Raw genomic sequence first — 19823 nt, 5'->3', positions numbered from 1 at the left:
GCTATCGCGCACTCGTATTTTTGTAACCGCCACTTGCCCTCTTTCGGGCAAAAACCGCTCCGCTAAGTGGAAGCGCAGGACATTCAACCTGTTTCACTTAAAGGAGTACTACATGAAAACTACTGATGTTCCACATGATTTTAGACCATTTTACCAACTATTCCGAAAACTAGAATATAGGCACGATTACTCTACTGTGTTTGATGACTTTCTATCAGCCATGATGAATTACTTTACACCTCCCAATATTGATAATTTCAATGTCAGCATATTTGACAAATACACCAAAGATGAGCGTTTATTGATTGGTTCTATGATTCCTGAAATCATGCAGCTATTTCACCAGAAAATCGATACAGAAGAACTCAAATGGTTTGATTTGTTTGGAGCGTTCTATGAAGCACTGGCAAGCCGTAGCAAAAAATCTGGTTTGGGCCAATTCTTCACACCGGAACCTATCGTTGACTTAATGACTCTAATACAATCGAGCAAAGGCGAAGACTTAACAGGCAAGGGAATTACCATGAGTGACCCCACTTGCGGCTCTGGTCGCTTCCTAATCGCATTTCAAGGACATTTCCCAGGTAACTATACTTATGCAGAAGACATTGATCCTATCTGCTGCAAGATGACTTGCATTAATATGATGCTACATGGCTGTGAAGGTGAAGTAGTACAGCATAATGCACTCAATCCAGATGACTATCAACGAGGCTGGAAGATTAATCATAACATTCGTATCTACGGGCTACCAAGTATCACCCCCATTAAGAAAGAGCAAAGCACTATCTACCAGATGTGGCAAAATCAAAAAGCCAAATATGCAGAAGAAAAGGCTGAAACAGATCGTCAAGCTGAAGAAGAACTAATTCGCACTGTAGGCAAGCAGACTGATCTATTCGCCATATTTGATGAGGGGGATTGATGCTCCCTAGTTTCTTTTTAAAACGAAAACCCCACTCCTGCACTAATGATGTAAAATAATCCATCATCTTCAGACACAGGTAACTTTTCAAAAGTGACAGTACCTCCTTGGCTTGCAACCTGTCTGTATAATGGATAATCTTCATTGGGAGTTATATCCTTATTCCAGAATCTTCCTGAAACAAAAATCTTCCAGCCATAATTTCGATCATTCTTATCTTTGGTGGTATAGAGATACCCAATTTTTGCAAGTCCATAGATGCTGCCATTGATTTTGGTAACATCTTTAATTTTGTCATCTGTTAATGAGAGTCCACTAGCCAAATGGTTAATTCCAGTATCATCTGATGCTTTATCATCAAATTGTATATTACTCCGTTGAAATACGTTCCATCCCGCCCCTATTTCACTGAAAAAGGATCTATATTTATATAACTGTATAATGCCTCCAACACTAGCCTGATTGTTCCATAAGATCACACCTTCATTGGAAGTCAGTGGATGAAAATCCTCGGTTGCCCCATTGATATTCTCACTGGAAACAAACACATCCATCGCATCGTTATTAAGTTGATGCTTATAAATTTCATAACCCACAAACCCATATAGTCCTATAGAGAGGTCATTTCCTAAATCTTTACTGATAATATTTCGGGCGAATACAAACTCTAGTGAGATATTTTTAATTCCTGAAGCCTTTTGACTCCATCTATCGCCCAAATCTTTTTTATAGAAAGACCATCCCACATCGAAAAACCAGTTGGTATTTGCACCACTTTTTCTAACGCCGCTTCCCTTCACCATATCAAATATGTTAATCGGTTTGAAATGTTTGTAATATTGGTTCTCTTCTCCATTTGATGCTGCAAGCATTGCCTCCCATTTGTCGATTAAGTCAAAAGTCTCTTCTATTTGCAATTCAAGTCTATCCTGCAGCTCGTCCTTAATTTTTTCTCTAACATATTTCCTGAGCCTTTGTTTGACTTCATTGTAAGTTTCTCCACTAATTTTAGATTTATTAGGAGTTTTATCTGGAGCTAATTGAATCTCAATCACTTTTTGAATCAACCCGATCAGTGCAATATCACGTAGTAAGCTATTAAATAAGTTGTTCCTGATATTTTTCACTGTACGTTCTTCCAGCTTGATCCGAAGCACAGTATTTTCATTCATATTATCCAATGAATAGCGAAGCACCTCATCTTTGAAGAGATAATCAGTCTTATTATTCTGACCGCCCTCAATGATAATGGTATAAGGCATCGACATTTTTTTATTACGATACGGTACACTTATGGCTTCGTATCTAGTTATTTGAAAATGCTGTTTGTCCCTCACCTCAATATTAACTAGGTTGCTTTGAGCAAATAGTTGAAATGGCAAAAGAAATAGGGTGACTGAAAAAAAACACGCACGAACATGGGTAGAATAAAAATACTCCATTAGATATTTTATAAGATGAAACAATATATTTAATGGGGTAATCATCTCAAAATTAACATTTTGACAAGAAACAAACTGTATTAGCTTTGTTAATGAATTGTTAACTTTTATTCCGTAAGATAGATACGCTATAACAGAATACAGAAGGCAGGATATGAGTATAGATAATGAGGTAAAACAACAAGCTTCGGATTTGGTTGTATCTTGGAAAGAGAAGAACGGTGATACTCGACCAGAATCTCGCACTCTGGATATGAAACAAAATGAATCTATGGAAGCTGCCTTTTCACAGCTAGAAAATGACAGTGAAAAAGTTCCGTTAACCCACGAAGAAATTGAAGCACAAAGAGCAAAATTCCTTGGAACAGGAGAATTTAATCCTGCATCGGGGAAATGGGAAGCGCAACTGGATCAGTTTGGTACTTTAGAATTAGTGACAGATGATTTTGATAAAACATTTGAGCAAATGTATTCTAATCAGGATCGCAATGAGAATAAAGACTGGCAAAAATACCTTGAAGCGGCTTATGCGGATGAATTAGAACGCCGTAAGTATAAATATGATGCGATGGAAGCGGAATCGATGCTCACTAACGAATATTATTTTCTTACAAAAGATGGTGAATTGGAGAAAGATTTTAATGCCTATAGTGTACAGTTTGATGAAAATGGTGAAAAACAGATACGTTACACACCATTAGGCTATGATCGATTACCTCCCGATATTAAAGCAGAATATGAAGAGTTACATGGTAGTCGTGAAAATATTGTAGGCAAATGGGTGTTTAATCCTGATGAATTAATCGAAAAACACGATACATTTGTTCATTATACACTCAATGATGAAGGTTACTCAACATGGGAAGAATACCGCGATGCGAAGCTAGGCAAACAGGAAAAAGTAACCATTGAGAATGGTCAAGATATAGACACTAATGATAAACCCCGTGAAACCCCTTCTGTTTTAGAAGAAGCTGAAAACCTTATCAAAAGATAGACATTACACCAGTGCATGTCGGTAGAAAAACTCCTCTGCGGTTTTGTGTAGATGTTCTTTTAGGATGATGTCCAACGTAATGATTGGATCATTTTCTATATCAATCAAGGATGGTTCAAATGGGTATTTGTTCCGTAATAGCTGCCGTTTGATCATCACAAACGGGTAAGCTTCTGCCTCCAGCTCACGATCTGTTGTGACACTAATGCCTGTAAATAATTCTGGAGGTTCTTCGGAATCTACAGCCACTCTATCAAATATCAGATTGGCAATCTTCTGCTTGCGGTGTTCTGCTGTGTCAATTTCCAGATGCATATGCAGATTATTGGCAAAATATTCTACCGTTCCTGTATAGTTAGTGGCTGGTAATTTATCCGATATTTTGACCTTCAGTGTTACATTGGAAAGCGAATCTATGGTCGTGGTCATAAGATACAGGCTTTTTTTGTCGGTGTAATCATTGCGGAGAATAATAAAATACTCCCCTGCAAAATGTCTGGCTTTATTGAGTCTATAATAATGCTTCTGTGGATTTTGCGGATGTGGAAAAGATAATGTGGAATATTTGCGGTTGGACAGGTAAAGCTTCTGTTCATCACTGACACCATCAAACTTTATGAAATCTTCATAACTCAGATACCCCTTCCCTATCTCATAACCCTCAAATGTGTCTGCGGGTATGTAGAACATCACCTCACGGACTGCCATATTATTAGAATCCATTGTTGTACCTGTTGGAAAGGTCGTCGAGCTAATCCCGTATAATGTATCTAACTCCTCTTCTTTGGGTAGCGGTGCTATAATACTTTTACGTTTGGTCCGGTCTTTATCTCGCATATGGATATAGAGGTGATCATTTTTGAGTGTTACCTCACCTTCATACTCGCCGTAATCTGGGCGGTCTATCCGCCAACGATTCACCGTGACGATCTGCTCTGCATCATTAAACCCAAACCACCACTGAAAGATAGCAATACGGTTCTCATCGGATATGACCCGTGAGAAAGAGTACCACGCTTTACCGCTTTCTACTTCATCCAGCTTGCGCTTCAATGTGGTATAGTTATGTCGTGTTTCTTGTTTCAATGCGAGTGCGTTGCGGTTACTGAGTTCTACCACTGTATCCGGTGTAAATGGAAATACAGGACGATCTTGGTTACGCGATAAATACACAATAGCCTCATTGACCAATTGTTGATTGGAAGATAATTGATCAGGGCTATTATTTAACTCTTGATAGAGTACCGATTTAATAGGTTTTTTAAATAACTCGTCCTCATCAGTGATCTTGATCGCTTTAAGTAGAATCGCATTAGCCATCACTGGTAATTCTAGTCCGCTGGATATAGCACCTGCATTGAGCAGCCATTGCCCGTCTGGTTTACGCCCCGCTTTTTCTGGCAGTTTGGCACAGACATAAAAGAACGGATAATCACGGTTAAACTCCAATATGAGCGTCTGATTTTCAATACGACCAATGCCTTCAAACGGTTCATCACTCCATTTGACCATAAAAGAGGCTTTGAACGCATAACCTCTACGTTTGGCAATTTTTAACCAGAGTAGACCACGCATGATATTATCAGCAGCTTCTTTGGAAGAATCGTGGAAATAGATATGCCATGCTCCTGCCAGATGTTTGGTATAGGGAATCTCACTACTATCTTTTCCGGTAATGATACGCTTGGCATCTTTGAGTGGATAGCCTAAATAGGCTGCAAGAATATAAAGCGTTTTGATCGCTACCGGTTCTTTACGAAGTACAGATCCAAGTGCTTTGGAAGTAAATAATATCTCCTCTATATCATCTTCTGTCACAACAGGACGTTTACGGCTTAACCAGTTGCGATGTTTAAAAAGAACCCGTCCATAGGGCGACCCTTCTAGTAGAAATTTTTTGACCTTCTGATGAATATCTTCGGTCTTTTCATTTAAGCTATTTAGCCCACTATTCTCAAATGATTCGTTTAAGTCATCCAGCATAAAAGCTGCAATCTTTTTACCCCGCGCTCGCCCCACAAGTGAAATGTTTAGAAGATGAATAAATATATGACACCTAAATTACTGAATATGTAACAATTATAATTCGATTTAGTACATTTTTTCCCCAAACTATTTTCCGTACCTCATATTTCAATGTCCGCCAATCCCGCATGACACAAGCCTTTAGGTGTAATATTCTTCTTCCCTTGCCACTGACACTTTTAAACAATTTTTAATGTATCGCCTTTCCCTTGATAATCAGGTTCCTTGTGATTGAAATTAATATCTCATTAAATCTGTAAAACATATGAAAACAATCACCCATTACACAATGATGCTTCTCATAGGAATGCTTTTGCTTTCTACAGCATCGATCACCGCCCAGAAAATAGACTTCTCTATCAAAGAAGTTGTAGAAGCCTTTAAAAAGGAAACGGATTGCTCCTTTTGCCTAAAGGCATTTTCTTTTGCCAAAACAATAAAACAGATCCATCGAATAGCCCATGATCTCAAAAACCTCAAGCCAAAGAAGAAACGTAAGAAACTGAAACGACTTCAAAAAACACTCGATGGTTTTATGGTGAGTAGTAACATGGAACATCAAGGTTTATCCGAGCAATTGAACCATTCTGAGGGTACAAAGCGTGAAAACACTGTTACCCGTCTGATTACACTCAAAAGCTATTCCAGAGAGATAATACGGCTCTTTGAGACATCACCTGATCTGGCAAATGAATCCACGCTACAAGAGACTAAAAAACACATGATTCAACTCCATGAAGCCATCGGAAACACATTAACACACTTAAAAAAACAGTAAGATGAAAACACATTTTTATTTAGGGTTACGAAGAACAATAGTAATCACTGCCCTATTCATATCCAGTCACATTATTGCACAAGACATCAAAGTCCCTGGCAATGATAATAAAGAACTTAGTAACGCTACAACCGTTACCATCGATGCCATTCCTGAATTATCCTATTCTGATCACCCCGCAGTATGGAATCAGGGCTGGGGCCCTCACTGCCCTGCACCGAATTCATGTGCCAGAAAAGCAAAACGATTTATCAAGAAAGAGAAATTCATTGACGGATTAGGCTATGCTGCCAGAGTTCTGGAACTGAACCCCAGAAAACGAGCAGAGCGTAAAGCATTGGAAGTGCTGACAACAGAAAATTATTCACGGGCACTTAAAGAATTTGAACAGGATTTAAAAGCACATCCTGAAATACCCGAATATCAAAACTGGCAAAGTAGCAAGGCCATGTATGACCGTATGTGGTATGCAGGTCGTTTCAATATCGTTAATGCCAAATTACAACAACTCCATCATCCTAAAGTAAATATCAAGGTCAATCCAGTGGATGCCGATATGTTAGGTAATCTCGCTACTAAACTATCAACCTACCGCACCTATGCTGCTAATGATTACTATACCGGCGGACACTATTATCTGAAACGAGGCAATGCTCAGGGGGATAAAGAACACTATAAACGTTCTGCCCTTTCTTTTCTTATTGCCAATGAATATGTCACCGACTTCAAGGATGCCAAATCACAATATGAATCAGCCAAAAAACTCGCTACCAGTACCGTGTATTTTTCAGGACATTATCACGGACATGGTGGATTTGGAGGTACTTTGGATGAGGATGTAAAAGCTGAAATCCTGCGTATGTCTGGATTTAGCCGTTTACCATTCGTGGAGATCGTCAATAGTAAAAGTGCAGATTACCATGTGAAGTTAGTCACTAACGGATTAGAGCTAGTCACAAGAGGCAAAACTTCCGACAAGCAAGAGTATAGCCGCGAAGAACCAGATACAAACGGCAAAGCCATTACTAAAAAAGCAACCATTACTACCTATTCTTCAGGATATAATGCCCGCGCCAAAGTCAATGTAGAGGTGATTGAACGTAAAACCAATAAAGTGGTCTATTCAATGATTAGTGAAAATACGTATCAATGGATCACGGTCTGGCAAAAAGGGAGTGGTGATACAGATATTGTCAAAGGTAAATATAAACGCTATCTGGGTAAGAGTGCCGATAAAGCGCCTGTTAGAAAGACCTTATATGAAAGAGCGATTGCATTATGCGCTAAAGATATTGCTCGAAAAGTCTATATCAATTTCATACGTAAAATAGGGGCTTCTCCTAGAAACTAACGCTATGAATATGATATTATGGATGGTACTCCTTCTAGGAGGGAGTACCATCACTCTGCAAGGAGATGCTAAAGCCGAAAATACAGCTCCCTCCCCTGCATTACCTGTATCATCACCCTATATCACGATGGATCGTCCAGATAATCGACCTGTGATTGGTGTATTGCCATTGAACCAGTCTAACGACCTGATTGTAGGTACGGATGAAGCTATTTATCTCTATTCTGATCATCATTATATCAAGACGTTACCTTATATGTTGTGGGAACCGATGTTTCAGGCAGGAGATTATATCTATGCTTCTGTAAATCACTATAACCGTAAGGCTATGCGTGCTAATCGGGTACTCTATAGAACACGCAATGGTAAAGATTGGCAACGTATTACCAAAGGACATAAAACTCCCGATCTGTTTGCTGTCGATATCAAAAATGACATGCTGTATGGGGCATCCCGTGATGCTGGTTATCATTCTACCTTATCCGTACTCAACATGCGTACAGGTCAGATTGCTTTACTCGGTGATAAACGTCTTAGACGCATTGAAGCGATTGGATGGTTTCAGGGAGGATTATATGTGCAGTGTGATCGCGACAAGCTTTATGTCTCACACGACGGAGGCAACACATTCACCGATATAACCAAGGATCTGGGAGGGGGTACAGAAGGTTATGGGACTATCCTTGTCAATGAACATTATCTGGTTCTATCGATAGCAGGGCATTACCTCTATGTCTTTGACGGTAAAAAATGGAAAGAAATGGCAGCCCATAAGATGAAACATGGAGCCATTAGTTTTTACCGGATACAGGCACTTAAACATCATCAATTGGTGGTAACCCAACTCAGTCGTAATCTGATCCTGGATCTGCGTACAGGGAAAGAACGTGATATCCATTTACCCAAAGTGTACAAATACTCTGCATTTACGCTAGTGGGTGATCATCTAATGGTATCGGCACAATTACCCAAGGATAATATGCTCACTATCGCATTAGGTAGTAAGGCTGCACATACGCAACAAGCAAAAGCGGCACAATTACTTAACATATCATTGGAACCAGAAAATATCTGTCAAAGGTTATTGGGAACGCATCACTATACCATGCTACCGAGCTATCGTGGAAGAGGAAGCGGTATCATTATCGATAGTAGCAGGATCTATATCAATGGTGCTAATAAGATACTGGATGTAGAAACCAAAGAACAGATCAATCAGGCTTCTTTTCATAGGGTGCGGGCATTAAAACGGGGTGCTGTTCATGGAGATTGGTTTATGGGTATTGCAGAACCCGCATCCTCCAAAACCAAAGGCGGTCATCCTTTTTTCCATTTACACCGCTCAAAAGACAAGGGCAAAACATGGGATTTGGTGACACAGAAACGGCAAGTACCTTACCATGTCGTGATAGATGATTCCTTGCAGCTTGCCTATTACCTCTCCGCTCTTACCATTGAGCGGATTGATCTAAGACCAAGCTATGAAAGCACACGCCATTTTGAAATGGTAAAAGGCACTCCCAAATCCCTCATAATTGATAAAACATCACGGTTATGGATGCAGAGTTCAGAAGGGATATTCGTTTCAAAAGCTACTGGTGGCTGGTGGCAATGCCCCCTGCCCTTCAGAGATAATCCCAGCGTGACTATTCGTGATTTTGCACTACTGGATCAGCATATGGCAGTGACCTATAAAAATCAGCTTTATGTATCACCAAATCATAAAGTGGATTGGAAAGCGACTTCCATCATTGACCCTTGCACCCATACTTCTCTGCCAGTTCGTATCGTGGGGTCTTCAGATACCCATATCATACTGGAAGATCGAATTTATGGTCATTTATGGGTCATCAACATCAACACACAATCACTTCAAAAATGTCACTTTCCCAAGACATTTGGAGCAGTACGTAAAGCCCATTATGCAAATGGTAAGCTACTGGTAGAAACCACAGGAACACCAATACAATCAACAGCAGGAAGATTTAAAAACAATATATCTCCTGCATTATTACAATATCAACTTAAATAAAAACATCATGGAAGCATTAAAATTAAATGAAAAAAAACACTTAGACGAAGCAGCACTCAATTTTACTGATAATCGCGTATTAGGCGCCATATTTATTATAGCGCAAGTCGGCTTTGTCTTTCTCAGACGGAATTTCGGGGTGCGTATCCTGAAAGTAGAAATGATCTTATTTGCATGGAGTGGCCTGATGCTAATTGCAGCACTCGCCGACTGGATTACTGATTTGCCGTTACTCGGTGCAACACTCGATTATGCGAGTTTCAGGCTCTTTGCCATTATCTATCTGGTACGCGCTATATACCATACCGTCAGGGCATATTTAAATGCAAAACAGATCCCGCATCGGTATACAAGACATTTAGGAGATAGTTATATATTTGATGTGATCAGTAAATTGGAAATGCCCTTCTTCAAAAAGAGTAGATTACGGATTAATGCCTTTGCAGAGCCGATTGCGATGTTTTTTATTGCAGAAATCGTGAAGAGAACCATTGCCCCTAATTTAGGAATTTTCCTGATGATTGTAGCGGTATGTATGCTTGTCGTGGGTATTCTGGTGATTAACAATCATAATAAAATGCGTTGGGATCAGAATGATTCCATGGTACTGGGTAATCTGACTCAGAAAAATATGAAAGATGCTAAACCATCTGCCAAGAAAAATACGGTGAGTCGTGCCAGTCGTGCTCCCTTGTCACGTAAGCAGGATCGGAATCACCCTTCCTCTTAAATAGCTCTTTTACGCCCTGCTTCTGCAGGGCTTGCTTACCGTATAATTTAAAATCCAAAAAATGATGAAGCAAGAAGGAATTTATAGCGTAGCGCAGCTTGCTGCCTACTTGAAGAGTGAGGCATATCACCTCACTTACAGACAAGGGTCTAATGATGCCTATTACAATCCCAGAAACAGGCAGTATATCTTCATACCAATATTCCATGAGCGATTATTGTCTAAAGAAGAAATTATTGAACTCTTTACGGAAAGTAAAGCCACAGATTTGCCACCAGAACTGGAATATCACCGTTTTACCTTATATCTCCATGCACGATGAAACGAAACACAGAACAACGGGTTGATAGACCGCTGGATGCGGTCATTCAGCAATATGGTGATGAGAATATCACTGCCAGAGATTTTGCCAATAACACATTAATTTTAGGAAGCCCAGGGAGTGGTAAAACGTCCGGTGTTTTGCAAAGCTTGCAAACAGGTGCATTAACCGCATCACCTCAAATGGGAGGGTTATTTAATACCGCAAAACAGGATGATTTACCAAGCATCCTGAAACCCATTACCTATACAGGAAGGCGCGATGATTGCATCATCATTAATGCACTTGGCACATATCGCCTTAACTGGCTCGAATATGCCAGACAGCAAACCCCTGAAGGCTCTAATGAAGCGATTACCGTGTTGGAGATGATGCGGGTATTTCGTGAAATGGTCAGTAAATCGGGAGCCGTATCCAAAGATCCGTTTTGGGATAATATGGTAGACAAATTTATATTATCATCGGTCATATTATTGATCTACGCCAAGGTATCATTATCGATCAAGAAGATGATTAAAATACTTCATTCCATGCCAAAAAATAGTGAGGACACCAAAGATGAGAATTTTATCGCTCGTTCTGAATTTATGTATTACCTCAATCTGGCACTGGATAATCCAGACACGAAAGACAATGATGAGTTTGATCAATGTGTGTCCTACTTCCTCGATGAAATGGTACAGCTAGATCAGCGTACTTTGAGTAATATCGTAGCCAGTATCCATTCAAATTTGTTTCCTGCTTCTATTGGCTTAATGGCTACATTATTGGATGATGTAGAATCCAATTTCTCAATGGATATGAGTTTTGACGGGAAGATCATCATTATAGACCTACCAAGCTCTGTCTATCACGAACAGGGTAATCTAGTCACATCGATGCTCATGTATTTATGGCAGAAAGATGTGATGAAACGTGACCTTTCTTTGAACAACCGAATGGTATTTAGTTTTGTGGATGAAGCGCAACTCACCATTAACAAACAGACGGTGGCATTTTCTAGTGTATGTCGTAGCCAGCAAGCCATATGTATCTATGCTTCCCAGTCATTAGCAGCGATCAAAGTACGGCTAGGGCATCACTCCGATCATTTGCTTGATCAGTTTATCAATAATTGTGGGAATATCTATATGCTGAGTTCTACCAATCCAGACACGTTAAAGTTATTCTCCGATCTGGTCGGTAAAGATTATGAAATGCGTATGGGTTTTAATGCAGGGTTGGATTCTGGCAATCATAGTGCCAATGCTTCAGAAGATTATCGCTATATATTACCGGAGCGTATATTTCGTTTACTGGCAACAGGTGGTCCCAGAAACGACTATTATGTAGAAGCGATTTTTGTATCAGCCGGACGCATTTTTGCTGAAGGGGAAACCTACCTTAGAGTAGTATTTGATCAAAAGATGCTGGAGCGTTAATCTATCGTTCCATGCCTTTTTCTTGTGCAGGTGCCGGAGTTGGTGCCTGCATTTGTTTTTGACGCAGTAAATCTTGTGTTTTCTCTGAGATATTATGACGCATATTACGGGCTTCTCTGCTGATATGCTCCTTATACCGTTCTGTTACTCGTTTGATTTGTTCCACACGTTCCTGTTTGTTCTTAGCTCCCCGTTCTGCCAATCTTTGAGTGATATTCTTTTTTTGTTGCTGATCTTGTTGTTTGTCTTTCATAACCAATGATTTATGTGTTTATTCTATACACACAAACTTCACGCCAGAAATGATGAAAGACGGATTAGGGTTTCCAGTTATCAGGATGAGCAGCAGTATGGAAAACACCGATTACATTGATATGTTTTTGTTTTCTATCGATGACGTAATGGATAGTATAAGGAAAATCATTCACTCCGGCACAATGCACATTGTCGTAAGCAACGGGTTTTATTTCAGGATATTCTGTTAATAGCTGTATGGTTTGACGGAAACGAATCAGAAAACGTTTGGATAAATTGGGGGCAATAGAGTGATACCAGCTCTGAGCTATCCCAATATGGGCTTTCGCTCCCTCGGAAATAGTAAATTGATACATTAGAATCTGGCTTCCAACTCATCTAACACGGTTGGTCCATCCAGTAATTGTTCTTTACCTTCTTCAATATTTTTGAGCCGTTTTCGTACTTCTTCTTTTTGCCACTCAGGAATCTCATACACTTCTTCTTCAATCCCCTGATATTTTTCAGTCAGGGCATTCCAATCTTCAATAGGAATGCGCACTTCCTTGGTTAAACCATTTTCATCTGTGATATATTCTAGTCCCATAAGGATTCCTTCGTTGCTCATTCATTATAGCACGGTAAAGGAATAAAGCAAAGCCCCCTGCATGGGGTACAGAGGGCTTAAAGGACGCATTCAGTAATGAATGCATCGATAGGAACTATTTATATCTACTCCTTAGCTGGTACATATCGTTTTATGGTTCCCTCAAAGAAACCAGCATTATCTTGGTAAACTTTGTCATTTACTGCCAGATAGAGTTTACCGGATTTCTGCGCAATAAAAGTGGCTTTCTTACCTACAATCTCCTTTTGTAGAAGCGACTCCTTCGATTCATCCAATATTCCAGCTATTAGAGTTCCATGATTCGCCGATTCGATATGATTATATTTCTTAAAAACATCAGGTGAAATTCCTTTTGGTGTTATATATTCTGAGGTATTGCCACATAGAATCTTACCTCTTGCTGTAATATTAACCAGCTCACCTTTATTCACATAAACGCCTGTACGGATAGCTCCATTACTTCCTTCCAACTTCCATAACTTCGAGGTGCTAAGATCATATGTATTTCCACCAAAAAGTAATTTTTTGGATCGCTTATCCTCACCATACAAATGCTTTACTTCCTCAACCGTTTTTGTGGCATCTTTCTTTACATATTTCAACAGGAACTCCTTATGGTAATCCGTCCATCCAACTATCCTGTGTAAATTAGAGTCACTGAACATGAAATAGGTCATGGGTATAGTATCAGGCAAACCGTTTTCACCCATTTTTCCAGATACTGTGTAAAAATTGAGCGTAATATTTCTCTTCGCGCACCACGCTATAAACGTCTTATTGGGATCTCTTTTTGATCTCGCTCTTGTCGTCAGAATTACTGTTAATTCGATATTCTCAGTTTTGTGTTTATTCAGGTAATCTACATAAGGCAGCATAACAAAACAAGGAATGCACCAACCTCCATTGATATGGATTATCTTGGTTTTGTTTGCTTCGGCCTTAAATAGTTTTTGGAATTGAACTTGAGTGATTTCTTCCTGTGCAGATAAGGTTGGTGTAAAGCTGTATAGAATCAAAAGGATGGTGCTAAAAACCGTGAAAGTCGTTTTTCGGATTGAGAATATATGCATATTGTAAGGTTTAGGGCTTGGGAAAATTATTTTTTACGAAAATCTATCTGAAGTGTGTCCGACATAATATTTAGCCCTGAACTGGTGATACCCGATTCAAAGATGACTGTGTACGGAGTAAATGTGATGATCTTCTTACCATTGAGATAGGTATGTGTTTCCACCCACGGAGCAAACACCATATCTTCCGCGATAGAACCTTTCACCGAGTGATCGAGGGTAAGACTTGCGGAATGCGGTTTCCCTTTTTCTGATACAGATAACAATTTCAGATAGGGAAATTGCCCGACCTCATCATATATGAGTTCCACTGCTGTAATTTTATCATTCAGGATATTGTCCTGTTTGATGGTTTTAAAATCGACGTGGGTGATCATTCCATGATCAAAAGCAGCCTTTAAAGACTCTAATGAATCAATCTCTATGTCTTTGTTTTCATGGCTATCCTTCCTACAAGAAGCAAGTAATATCATGGTAAAGCAATAAAATAATACGATGTTCTGACTGATTGTCCTCATAAGTACATTATTTAAAGGGTGATTATTGATTACTCAAATATACTAACTTTTTAGTTACCTACTTATTAGTTATTAATTTAAAAGTTGTTAAAATTAAAATCCATTGTCATTACATTTGAGGGTTATGAGTACAGAACACTACAATAAGGAGATAGAAGAACAAAAGAAGGAAAAAGAATGCATTGCTAAAGCAATGGGGCAAGCAATACGCTTATTGAGAAATAACAAAAAACTATCCCAAGGAAAAGTGTGTAAAAAAGGAAATATTGATCCTGTGGTTTTTCAGCGTTACGATACAGGCAAAGTGGCCCCAGGTATTTACAATTTACTCAAGATTGCAAAGGGTATTGAAATCCATCCTTCCAAAATTCTGGAAAAAGCAGTTGAGTTTCTGAACTCAGATGCCGAAAATAACGAATAAACAATCACTTATCAATTAGCCAAAAAAACTTATTGAACTCCACTTTATTCCCCGATAGATTGCGCCGCGTAAACTTGCTTCAATTCATAATTTGAATGCTATAGTAATGCTAGGCATTACTCCATAACTAAACTAACCTGTTTTAAAGATGCTTTTTAGCACTTCTGAATAGACGATAGCACACATCTATTGATGCGTGGCAAGTCTTACATTTTACATATTGTTTAATATTTAAAACTATCAAACATGGCAAATGCTAAAACCAATTTGTACATCGCTAATTTGAAACCTGCGAACGAAGAAAGATTCGGTTTCTCAATTTTGAAAGGATCTATTTGTGTAGAAGATTTGAAAGAGCTTCTGGAATCAGAAGAAGTGAAAAATCTAATATACGAATATGAAGGATCGAGCTTCATCAATATCAAAGTAATAGAGCGCAAGAACCCTGATAATTACGGGAGATCGCACTTTGTAGCTGTTGATGATTTCGTACCAGATTCAAAAAAGCGGAAAGTTGCTAATGATAGCTCAAAAGCAGCTAATGACAATGAGGCTAAAGATACGACTGAGAAGACAAAAACTGAAGAAAAGTCTACCACAGGTAAGACAGGAAAACGGGGGTCTAAAAAACAAGCTACTAAAGCTTAATACGTCATCGTACTTTTTAACTATAGGGAATCACAATCAATTTATTGAGATTCCCTTTTTTACATCATATTTTTTAACCATTAACACTTTTTAAAATGGCACAAGGAGAAGATATTTATCTAGGGAATGCAAAACCACATTGGAGATTCGACCGTACATTGGTCTGGAGTATTGATATTAAAGAGCTGATTGAAATACTCCAAAATTTACCGGAGGATTGTCAGTACAAATTCAATGGAAAAATGCGGACTAATCTACATATCACCAAACGGAAAAATTCCGTTGAAAGTGGCAGTACACATTTTATCAAAGTAGATACCTATGTAAAAACACATTAGCATATCTATCTTATAGGGAATCACTTCATTGAGATTCCCTTTTTTACTTAGGTCAGACATTGGTTGCAAAGATAGGATATGGCTTGGAGAGCAGCTTTATACATTGAAATATCTCTGGGAGCTGCAAACCAAGACAGGTCCTTTTTAGGAGGCATATAATGTCTAACCTAAAACATACTAAAATGAAGACAACAAACACCCTTCTGAGCAAAGTATCTGAAGCAAAAATCATCTATGCTAATAAAGTGAAAGCCTGTGATCGCATTAAGATAAAATGGTCAAAAGATGCAGCACTATTATTTAAGGAATCTTGGGATTATGATACGATTGATGCCTTTGAAACATTTAAAGCCATGTATCTCAACAGAACGAATCAGGTACTTGCTATTGTGACTATTTCGACAGGAGGAATCTCATATGCATTGGCAGATCCCGCGAAAGTATTTTGTGGTGCCATTAAGTGTTTAGCTTCTGGTATTATATTATGCCACAATCATCCTAGTGGTTCATTAACGCCTAGTAATGCAGATAAGAAACTTACAGAACGCATGAAGCATGCTGGTGAGATTCTTGGTATAACCATACTAGATCATTTAATCATTTCCAGAGAAGGCTATCGATCCATTGCTGATGAAGGAGAATTATAAGCCCCCTCACCTCTTTGGAATAAAGATTGTGTTTAATGAATAAAGCAGGAGAACTATGGATTACGAAGATGCTAAAAAAATATCATTGCCTCATTTGCTCCAGCAATTGGGGCATCAACCTCTACAGGGCAAAGGTTCAGCTCATAAACTCTGGTATAAATCCCCTTTGCGAGTTGGGGATGATAACCCAAGCTTTAAAGTGGAACTCAAAAGTGGTGGCTATGTCTGGTATGACTTTGGACTTGGTAAAGGCGGCAATATTTTCAGCTTTGTGAAAGAGTACATTAATGATGAATCCTTTGGCGCAGTAATGGCATTTCTACGTCCATATGCTACACTCAATACGAATGTTAATGTAACACATGAAGTATATAGCAAGGATGTAGAATCAGGTATTACCATTGAATCCATCAAACCATTACAGCACCCTGCCCTGATTAACTATCTGTCATCACGCAAGATTCCCAAACGTGTCGCAACAATGGAATTGATATCACTTGGCGAAAAGAACTCAGCCCAAACACGAGCCATCGTATCTGAAGTGAATTATTCCGTGAACAGTAATGATAAGATATATTTTACCCTTGGCTTCCAGAATGACAAAGTCGGTTTCGAGCTACGTAATAAATATAATAAGCTTTCTTGCTCACCAAAATACTTCACCACCTTCAAAGGGCAAAATCACACCACTATTGAAATCTTCGAGGGTTTCTTTGATTTTATGTCTGCTATAGTTATCGGTAAATACAAAGATGCATTACCCAATGACGTATTGGTGCTAAACTCATTGTCGTTTGTTCCTAGAGCGATTGAGTTTATCGAAGCGAATGACTACCAAACCATCATTACTTGGCTTGATACAAAGGCGGAGGACGCCAGAAAGCTATTCACCCCCCTCACCTCTTATGTGCATCATAAGCATCTACTCTATGCGAATTATGATGATCTGAATGATTGGTTGGTGAAGGATTCCTTTAAGTCGATATAACAACATACCAATATATCAATATTCCGAGATATAATGATCTGGTTAAGTCAATATACAATACTATTGATATACCTATATATTGTAATAACGATATGTCGGTATATTGTAATATATACAGTACAATATGTAATAATAGCGGAAAGTCGATATAACGTTATATGCATATATCGATATAGCAAAAGGTTAATATGTGTTATAAATAACATATAGACATATCTAAATAACGACTTATCAATATTGTGAGATAACGTAATGTTGAGATATTGTTATACAGTTATATTGTTTTACTTATAGCTATAGGAGAATTATTACTATGAAAATTACGGTATACCAAGGTAAGGGAGGAGTTGGCAAAACACCTATTGCAACTAATATTGCCTTAGACCATGAATATGCAATTGGAACAAATGAAGCTTTTCATGTTTATGACAGTTTTATTCCAGATGAAAGACTAATTGCACTCGATCTTACTGAATCATTTCCATTATTTCCTGATGATATTGATGTTGTGTTTGATTTAGCTGGGGCAATATCTAAAGAATCGCACAGCATTACTTCGGCAATATGTCAATCTGATTTGGTTATTATCCCTATTGAAAATAATGTGAAATCACTGGCTAGTGGGATAGGAACTATAGACGAAATATATGATCTTGAAGACTTTACCGGACAGTGCTTAGTGGTAGCCACAAAGCTAGCAAAAGGCAGGAAAGAGCATTTTGGAAGGAAGGAATGGGATAAAAGCAATGATTTCCAAAATATTAAGAAAGCCTTAAAGGAATCAAATATCAAACTTCCAATGAAGCCGTTAAAATTATCAAATGCCTTTGAAGCTATTTTTGAAAAAGAAAAATCAATAGCCCAGTTATGTGCAAGTGATCCTTTGCTCAACTATCACTATCGAGATGTAAAGGCTCAATTCGATGAAATTTATCAATATATAGATGAGGTGTAGTATGCCATCCAAGAATGACGTATCAAGTTTCAAAAATAAAAACAAAAAGATACTTCCATCCAAAGGGAAGGGCGCTAATGAAAGTGCTAAGAAATCTAAACCTATAAGATCACCAAAAACAATTCGTTTTAGACCCGACTATCAAAGAGAGTTGGAAAAATTAGCCCTTAATGAGAAGGGAAAATCTGGGAAAAACGTACCAGACTTAACCGAGGAGGCTTTAGCACTTTTATTTGTTAAATATGGGGTAAAAGTTCCTGAATAAGTCTGATTCCTATCCTTACATATTCCACTGTTGGCTATTTTGAGTATCAAATAGATGATATAATGTTTATTAACAAAAGCTATATGTTATTTGATGTTATGCTATTTTCTTGCAAAAGGCTATAAAAGCTCCATTTGGATTATCAGGTCTTTCTTTGTTACTAAATGCTTCTTCCCATTGCTGAATAGCATTTTGTAAGCCCATACGGTTATGGCCTTTCATTAGAATTTTGCGTGCATTTTCTTGTGCTTGATCAGTAAGTAAATGTTTTAGTTCAGTAGAGGGGAGTATTATTTCTTCAGTTGTTCCTTCGCGCCTTGCCTTACGTCCTGTCTTAGAATATGTAAGTTCATTAATTGCAGATTCCTCTCCATCAGGTGCAGTTCTCCACCATTTCATTTCTATTTCGACAAAGCTACGGCCTTGTTTGATTCCGTTAATTTCTACCCTAAAATCAGTTGCTAGTTGGTTTACTTCTGCTACAGCAGGGTCGATAGCAAAGCTTTTAAAATTATTCCAAGTTTTAAGCTTGCCTTTTGGAACATTAAGAAGATTTCTAAACTCTGTAATAGAAAAAATTTCTTCTGTTTTTCGCATGTTAATACGCTTTGCAGTCATCTCATATAATGCCAGTGCATATTTTCCATTGAATGAAAGCATTACATCTGTTTTCAAGCGAGCAAATACAGTGCTATCAGAGAATACTTCCCGTAATATAGGATCGAAAGTATAATAAAATTTGCCATCTTTACGGGTATGCTCAATGTTTCTTCCGAGTAGTTGAACACGTAGAGTTGCTGACTCACCATTACGAATTGTTTTAATTTTTGCTATTCCTCCCATAAGACGCTCAATTGTATCATCTATTCGCTCATTGCCGCGCCTAGATAGTTGTAGTTTTTCTTTATCGATTGAATGCTCCACAGGTTTTGCTATATCTTTATCCGCATTGTCTATTAATAGATTATAAATTTTCCGGTCAGTTAGGGTGAGGGGAGTCACTTCTACTACATCAACTAGTTCACCAGCTTTAATCATGGTGTCCTTACTTGGCTTTACTTCGATAGTGCGAATATCATTTCCCATAG

Annotated in this window: 23 protein-coding genes; 15 read left to right on the top strand and 8 right to left on the bottom strand. The window is 38.4% G+C overall.

Features of this window, described 5'->3' with window-relative positions:
* The first annotated feature begins 112 nt into the window (after positions 1 to 112).
* Positions 113 to 925, top strand: a complete 813-nt coding sequence (locus ATE84_RS14060; protein ID WP_101448560.1) for an N-6 DNA methylase — start codon at positions 113 to 115, stop codon at positions 923 to 925.
* Positions 926 to 942: 17 nt separating this feature from the next.
* Here the strand turns inward: ATE84_RS14060 and ATE84_RS14055 are convergent, their stop codons facing one another.
* On the bottom strand, positions 943 to 2187 hold the full coding sequence (locus ATE84_RS14055) for a hypothetical protein (protein ID WP_101448559.1): 1245 nt from the start codon (positions 2185 to 2187) through the stop codon (positions 943 to 945).
* Between the two features lie 334 nt (positions 2188 to 2521).
* On the opposite strand from ATE84_RS14055, the gene ATE84_RS14050 reads away from it, so the two are divergent.
* Positions 2522 to 3364 (top strand): hypothetical protein, encoded by an 843-nt coding sequence (locus ATE84_RS14050; protein WP_101448558.1) that lies wholly within the window; start codon positions 2522 to 2524, stop codon positions 3362 to 3364.
* 3 nt (positions 3365 to 3367) lie between these two features.
* Here ATE84_RS14050 and ATE84_RS14045 read toward each other — a convergent pair whose 3' ends face one another.
* Complete coding sequence (locus ATE84_RS14045) at positions 3368 to 5383, bottom strand: hypothetical protein (RefSeq protein ID WP_143273634.1); 2016 nt, start codon at positions 5381 to 5383, stop codon at positions 3368 to 3370.
* A 271-nt stretch (positions 5384 to 5654) separates the two neighbouring features.
* Here ATE84_RS14045 and ATE84_RS14040 point away from each other — a divergent pair, with 271 nt between their 5' ends.
* The 6 genes from ATE84_RS14040 to ATE84_RS14015 all read left to right on the top strand — a co-directional run bounded on the left by ATE84_RS14040 (position 5655) and on the right by ATE84_RS14015 (position 12023).
* Entirely contained in the window at positions 5655 to 6167 is a 513-nt protein-coding gene (locus ATE84_RS14040) for a hypothetical protein (protein WP_143273633.1), read from the top strand.
* A gap of 1 nt (position 6168) precedes the next feature.
* Positions 6169 to 7518, top strand: a complete 1350-nt coding sequence (locus ATE84_RS14035) for a hypothetical protein (protein ID WP_101448555.1) — start codon at positions 6169 to 6171, stop codon at positions 7516 to 7518.
* 4 nt (positions 7519 to 7522) lie between these two features.
* A complete protein-coding gene (locus ATE84_RS14030; RefSeq protein WP_101448554.1) occupies positions 7523 to 9550 on the top strand; it encodes a hypothetical protein in 2028 nt (675 codons plus the stop codon).
* A 7-nt stretch (positions 9551 to 9557) separates the two neighbouring features.
* Positions 9558 to 10280 carry a hypothetical protein gene (locus ATE84_RS14025; protein ID WP_101448553.1) on the top strand — a complete coding sequence of 241 codons (723 nt, stop codon included), beginning with the start codon at positions 9558 to 9560 and terminating at the stop codon, positions 10278 to 10280.
* A gap of 61 nt (positions 10281 to 10341) precedes the next feature.
* A complete protein-coding gene (locus tag ATE84_RS14020) occupies positions 10342 to 10602 on the top strand; it encodes a hypothetical protein (RefSeq protein ID WP_143273632.1) in 261 nt (86 codons plus the stop codon).
* Complete coding sequence (locus ATE84_RS14015; protein ID WP_101448551.1) at positions 10599 to 12023, top strand: TraM recognition domain-containing protein; 1425 nt, start codon at positions 10599 to 10601, stop codon at positions 12021 to 12023. Before ATE84_RS14020 ends, ATE84_RS14015 begins: the two co-directional genes overlap by 4 nt.
* Before the next feature lies 1 nt (position 12024).
* On the opposite strand, the gene ATE84_RS14010 is transcribed toward ATE84_RS14015, so the two are convergent.
* From ATE84_RS14010 to ATE84_RS13990, 5 genes are all read right to left on the bottom strand, one after another.
* Entirely contained in the window at positions 12025 to 12282 is a 258-nt protein-coding gene (locus ATE84_RS14010) for a hypothetical protein (RefSeq protein ID WP_143273631.1), read from the bottom strand.
* A 58-nt stretch (positions 12283 to 12340) separates the two neighbouring features.
* Positions 12341 to 12634 (bottom strand): type II toxin-antitoxin system RelE/ParE family toxin, encoded by a 294-nt coding sequence (locus ATE84_RS14005; protein ID WP_101448549.1) that lies wholly within the window; start codon positions 12632 to 12634, stop codon positions 12341 to 12343.
* On the bottom strand, positions 12634 to 12885 hold the full coding sequence (locus ATE84_RS14000; RefSeq protein WP_101448548.1) for an addiction module protein: 252 nt from the start codon (positions 12883 to 12885) through the stop codon (positions 12634 to 12636). The genes ATE84_RS14005 and ATE84_RS14000 overlap by 1 nt, the downstream gene beginning before the upstream one ends.
* A 104-nt stretch (positions 12886 to 12989) precedes the next feature.
* Positions 12990 to 13955, bottom strand: a complete 966-nt coding sequence (locus tag ATE84_RS13995; protein WP_101448547.1) for a hypothetical protein — start codon at positions 13953 to 13955, stop codon at positions 12990 to 12992.
* A 26-nt stretch (positions 13956 to 13981) separates the two neighbouring features.
* Positions 13982 to 14473, bottom strand: coding sequence for a hypothetical protein (locus ATE84_RS13990; RefSeq protein WP_143273630.1), 492 nt, complete (start codon positions 14471 to 14473; stop codon positions 13982 to 13984).
* 124 nt (positions 14474 to 14597) lie between these two features.
* Here ATE84_RS13990 and ATE84_RS13985 point away from each other — a divergent pair, with 124 nt between their 5' ends.
* The 7 genes from ATE84_RS13985 to ATE84_RS13955 all read left to right on the top strand — a co-directional run bounded on the left by ATE84_RS13985 (position 14598) and on the right by ATE84_RS13955 (position 18735).
* Positions 14598 to 14894 (top strand): helix-turn-helix domain-containing protein, encoded by a 297-nt coding sequence (locus ATE84_RS13985; RefSeq protein WP_101448545.1) that lies wholly within the window; start codon positions 14598 to 14600, stop codon positions 14892 to 14894.
* A gap of 246 nt (positions 14895 to 15140) precedes the next feature.
* Positions 15141 to 15542, top strand: coding sequence for a hypothetical protein (locus ATE84_RS13980; protein WP_101448544.1), 402 nt, complete (start codon positions 15141 to 15143; stop codon positions 15540 to 15542).
* 95 nt (positions 15543 to 15637) lie between these two features.
* Positions 15638 to 15880, top strand: a complete 243-nt coding sequence (locus ATE84_RS13975; RefSeq protein WP_101448543.1) for a hypothetical protein — start codon at positions 15638 to 15640, stop codon at positions 15878 to 15880.
* A 182-nt stretch (positions 15881 to 16062) separates the two neighbouring features.
* On the top strand, positions 16063 to 16527 hold the full coding sequence (locus ATE84_RS13970) for a JAB domain-containing protein (RefSeq protein WP_101448542.1): 465 nt from the start codon (positions 16063 to 16065) through the stop codon (positions 16525 to 16527).
* Positions 16528 to 16582: 55 nt separating this feature from the next.
* Complete coding sequence (locus tag ATE84_RS13965) at positions 16583 to 17515, top strand: hypothetical protein (protein WP_101448541.1); 933 nt, start codon at positions 16583 to 16585, stop codon at positions 17513 to 17515.
* Between the two features lie 313 nt (positions 17516 to 17828).
* Positions 17829 to 18470, top strand: coding sequence for a ParA family protein (locus tag ATE84_RS13960; protein WP_101448540.1), 642 nt, complete (start codon positions 17829 to 17831; stop codon positions 18468 to 18470).
* Between the two features lies 1 nt (position 18471).
* Positions 18472 to 18735, top strand: coding sequence for a hypothetical protein (locus ATE84_RS13955; RefSeq protein WP_101448539.1), 264 nt, complete (start codon positions 18472 to 18474; stop codon positions 18733 to 18735).
* A 96-nt stretch (positions 18736 to 18831) separates the two neighbouring features.
* Here the strand turns inward: ATE84_RS13955 and ATE84_RS13950 are convergent, their stop codons facing one another.
* Entirely contained in the window at positions 18832 to 19773 is a 942-nt protein-coding gene (locus ATE84_RS13950) for a replication initiation protein (protein ID WP_233194586.1), read from the bottom strand.
* Positions 19774 to 19823 lie beyond the last annotated feature (50 nt).

The organism is Aquimarina sp. MAR_2010_214, from assembly GCF_002846555.1.
Taxonomy (GTDB): domain Bacteria; phylum Bacteroidota; class Bacteroidia; order Flavobacteriales; family Flavobacteriaceae; genus Aquimarina.
Note: the sequence above shows the minus strand (reverse complement) of the source record. Positions and strands in the feature narration are given on the sequence as shown.

Excerpts from the sequence above, each read along its gene's own strand:
- ATE84_RS14060 (WP_101448560.1), top strand. The coding sequence starts at position 113 with ATGAAAACTACTGATGTTCCACATGATTTTAGACCATTTTACCAACTA.
- ATE84_RS14055 (WP_101448559.1), bottom strand. The coding sequence starts at position 2,187 with ATGCCTTATACCATTATCATTGAGGGCGGTCAGAATAATAAGACTGAT.
- ATE84_RS14050 (WP_101448558.1), top strand. The coding sequence starts at position 2,522 with ATGAGTATAGATAATGAGGTAAAACAACAAGCTTCGGATTTGGTTGTA.
- ATE84_RS14040 (WP_143273633.1), top strand. The coding sequence starts at position 5,655 with ATGAAAACAATCACCCATTACACAATGATGCTTCTCATAGGAATGCTT.
- ATE84_RS14035 (WP_101448555.1), top strand. The coding sequence starts at position 6,169 with ATGAAAACACATTTTTATTTAGGGTTACGAAGAACAATAGTAATCACT.
- ATE84_RS14030 (WP_101448554.1), top strand. The coding sequence starts at position 7,523 with ATGAATATGATATTATGGATGGTACTCCTTCTAGGAGGGAGTACCATC.
- ATE84_RS14025 (WP_101448553.1), top strand. The coding sequence starts at position 9,558 with ATGGAAGCATTAAAATTAAATGAAAAAAAACACTTAGACGAAGCAGCA.
- ATE84_RS14020 (WP_143273632.1), top strand. The coding sequence starts at position 10,342 with ATGATGAAGCAAGAAGGAATTTATAGCGTAGCGCAGCTTGCTGCCTAC.
- ATE84_RS14015 (WP_101448551.1), top strand. The coding sequence starts at position 10,599 with ATGAAACGAAACACAGAACAACGGGTTGATAGACCGCTGGATGCGGTC.
- ATE84_RS14005 (WP_101448549.1), bottom strand. The coding sequence starts at position 12,634 with ATGTATCAATTTACTATTTCCGAGGGAGCGAAAGCCCATATTGGGATA.
- ATE84_RS14000 (WP_101448548.1), bottom strand. The coding sequence starts at position 12,885 with ATGAGCAACGAAGGAATCCTTATGGGACTAGAATATATCACAGATGAA.
- ATE84_RS13995 (WP_101448547.1), bottom strand. The coding sequence starts at position 13,955 with ATGCATATATTCTCAATCCGAAAAACGACTTTCACGGTTTTTAGCACC.
- ATE84_RS13990 (WP_143273630.1), bottom strand. The coding sequence starts at position 14,473 with ATGAGGACAATCAGTCAGAACATCGTATTATTTTATTGCTTTACCATG.
- ATE84_RS13985 (WP_101448545.1), top strand. The coding sequence starts at position 14,598 with ATGAGTACAGAACACTACAATAAGGAGATAGAAGAACAAAAGAAGGAA.
- ATE84_RS13980 (WP_101448544.1), top strand. The coding sequence starts at position 15,141 with ATGGCAAATGCTAAAACCAATTTGTACATCGCTAATTTGAAACCTGCG.
- ATE84_RS13975 (WP_101448543.1), top strand. The coding sequence starts at position 15,638 with ATGGCACAAGGAGAAGATATTTATCTAGGGAATGCAAAACCACATTGG.
- ATE84_RS13970 (WP_101448542.1), top strand. The coding sequence starts at position 16,063 with ATGAAGACAACAAACACCCTTCTGAGCAAAGTATCTGAAGCAAAAATC.
- ATE84_RS13965 (WP_101448541.1), top strand. The coding sequence starts at position 16,583 with ATGGATTACGAAGATGCTAAAAAAATATCATTGCCTCATTTGCTCCAG.
- ATE84_RS13960 (WP_101448540.1), top strand. The coding sequence starts at position 17,829 with ATGAAAATTACGGTATACCAAGGTAAGGGAGGAGTTGGCAAAACACCT.
- ATE84_RS13955 (WP_101448539.1), top strand. The coding sequence starts at position 18,472 with ATGCCATCCAAGAATGACGTATCAAGTTTCAAAAATAAAAACAAAAAG.
- ATE84_RS13950 (WP_233194586.1), bottom strand. The coding sequence starts at position 19,773 with ATGATTAAAGCTGGTGAACTAGTTGATGTAGTAGAAGTGACTCCCCTC.